2 protein-coding genes are annotated in these 2,564 nt (G+C 40.9%); one reads left to right on the forward strand and one right to left on the reverse strand.

The genetic code is table 11. From position 1 onward, the window contains the following. Nucleotides 1-123 (reverse strand): hypothetical protein (locus F6K13_RS27895; protein WP_375340685.1); only part of this gene is annotated, 123 nt, incomplete at its 3' end. A gap of 76 nt (nt 124-199) precedes the next feature. Between F6K13_RS27895 and F6K13_RS27900 the strand changes: the two genes are divergently transcribed. Further along, nucleotides 200-2,365, forward strand: coding sequence for a hypothetical protein (locus F6K13_RS27900; protein ID WP_124144066.1), 2,166 nt, complete (start codon nt 200-202; stop codon nt 2,363-2,365). Nucleotides 2,366-2,564 lie beyond the last annotated feature (199 nt).

Below are 2,564 nucleotides of genomic sequence, written 5' to 3' on the forward strand. Positions count from 1 at the left end.
GGCCGACTCGGCCTCCCGGACCGCACCCGACACCGCCTCGGCCAGCCCGGCGGCCGACTCGACGATGCGCATACCTCGGCCGCCGCCACCGGCCGACGCCTTGATCAGCAGCGGATAGCCGATCTCGAGGCTAAACCAACCGGAAAGTCATTAAGCATGAAATATATCTGTTGCTTGCTGTTCGGGATAAGTAGTGTATATGAATGAAAAATACAAAACAATAGACCGTATACGGACACTACGCCAGATGAAGCAAAAAAAACAAACCCAATGGCAACTACCTGAACGTAGGAAAAACCGCGAAGAAAGACTGCAGCAACTTAGATCCAATGGCAGTCAGATACAAACATACAAACATCCGGCCAAACCTTCCACTCTGCAAAAATATTCAGTTTCTCCAATAGAAAAAACTAAGCAAAAAAGCCCAAAATCTGCAAACAATACTTGGCCGATAAAATGGCTATTTTGGATAGCACTATTGGTAATAGTTCCAGCTGGGGCAGGTATAACAGCCATATCAGCCTTATTCAAATTACCTTCTCAGGCAGATTGTGAAGCAAGTTACTGGCCAACCGCATCAGCAAGCAAACGTCTTTATTGTGCTCAGATATTAGCTACTTCTCCCACAGTAGATAGTTTACTTCAAGCAATTAATTTGGTAGATGTTTTATCAAATGACCATCCAATGCGTCCAAATATTGATGTTTACATTGAACAATGGTCTGAAAAAATATTGTCCCTGGGAGATTTAGCTTTTCAAGATGGAAAATTAGAAGAAGCTATTAAAATTGCCCAAAAAGTACCTCAGAAAGTTTCAGCTTATCCAGTTGTCAAAGAACAGATTCAAAATTGGCAACAAACTTGGACTAAAGCTGAAACAACTTATAAGAAAGCTCAAGAACATCTGCGTCAGGAAGAATGGAATCAAGCTTCCATGGAAGCTTCTCGTCTACTGTCAGTACCAAATGTACATTGGGAAACGAAAAAATACCAGGAACTAATTAACGACATCAAAAGAACTCGCCAAGAAGGTGGCAAATTAAACCAAGCACGAGAGATTGGCCAACAAGGTGGACTAGATAATCTCACCAATGCTGTCAAAAAAGCTCAAGCAATTGGGAAAAATAGCTATCTCTATCAGACCGCTCAAAAGTTGATACTAAATTTGGGCGAACAAATAGCAGATATAGCCTTAGTAGAACTAAATGAAGGAAATTGGCAAGAAGCACTCAAGATAGTTAATAAAGTTCCAGAAAATGATGTCCTAGAGGAAAAAGTAAAAGATATAGAATTATTAGCTCGTGCCCATTCTCCAGCTAATCTGGGTACAATAGTGGGACTAGAAGATGCTATTGCTCAAGCTCAAAAACTCAAAACTGAACGACCTCTTTACAGCAAAGCTCAACAGTTAATTAGTATTTGGCAACAAGAAATTGCAGATGTCAAGATTATAGAAGAAGGAAAAAAACTAGCCCAACCAGGAGGAATTAGCGATTTGAAAGCAGCGATCGCTAAATTGCAGACTGTTCCTCCTTATAACCCCCGTGGACAAGAAGCAACTACTTTGATAGGAAATTGGAGTAGACAACTACAGCAACAAGAAGACCGGCCTTATTTGGAAAAAGCAGAAAAATTAGCAAGTTTTGGCGATATTAGTTCTATACAAGCTGCCATTGATGAAGCAAGTCAAATTGGTAGGGGCAGAACTCTATATGAGGAAGCTCAACAGAAAATCCAAAGGTGGACACAAAGAGTTCAACGTTCTCAAGATCAACCAATTCTTGATAATGCAGAACGCCTAGCATCCTCAGGTAATTTAGAACAGGCAATTATTACAGCACAACAGATTCAACAAGGAAGGGTTCTATATCCCCAAGCTAACTCCAAAATACAACAGTGGCAATCTCAAAAAGAGGCAAAAGAAAGTTTAGAGAATGCTCGTCAAGCAGCAGCAGTAGGTACGGTAGATGGTTATGCTCAAGCTATCAGTTTAGCACAGAAAGTACCCACTTACAGTTCTAGGCAATTGGAAGCTTCCCAGTTGATTAATCAATGGGGTCAACAAATTTTATCGATCGCTATGGACGAAGTTAATCAAAATGTACCACTAGCTATTGAGATTGCTAGAAAAATCCCGGTAAATAGTGTTGCTTATAACTCAGCTCAGAGTCAAATTAGAATTTGGCAAACCTGGCTGAATCCAACTCCAGAATATCAGACTCCAACTCCAGAAGCTGTAGAGTATCAAACTATACCTATACCTCCAGACCAATCTCAACAATTGAGAGAAGAAAATCAAAAGACCATAACAGATGAGAGAGGTAAACCCCTAATATCTGCACCAAAGTTTATGAATAATAATTAACACGGAGGAAGTTCGAGAGCTTGGTAACGCCCTCAATTTAGGCGCGGGGGCGGAAAAACGAACGGCGGTTTCAACCCCCCTTAATCAGGCAGGGCTAATTCATTGTCGCCAGAGAAAAATATTGAGGAGTACAATGATTGGTGTCAAGTATTGAGTGAAGCCAAATATTCTCTATTTAGGGCTTAGATAGAAATGAACT

Source organism: Okeania sp. SIO2B9 (assembly GCF_010672505.1).
GTDB classification, from domain to species: Bacteria; Cyanobacteriota; Cyanobacteriia; order Cyanobacteriales; family Microcoleaceae; genus Okeania; species Okeania hirsuta.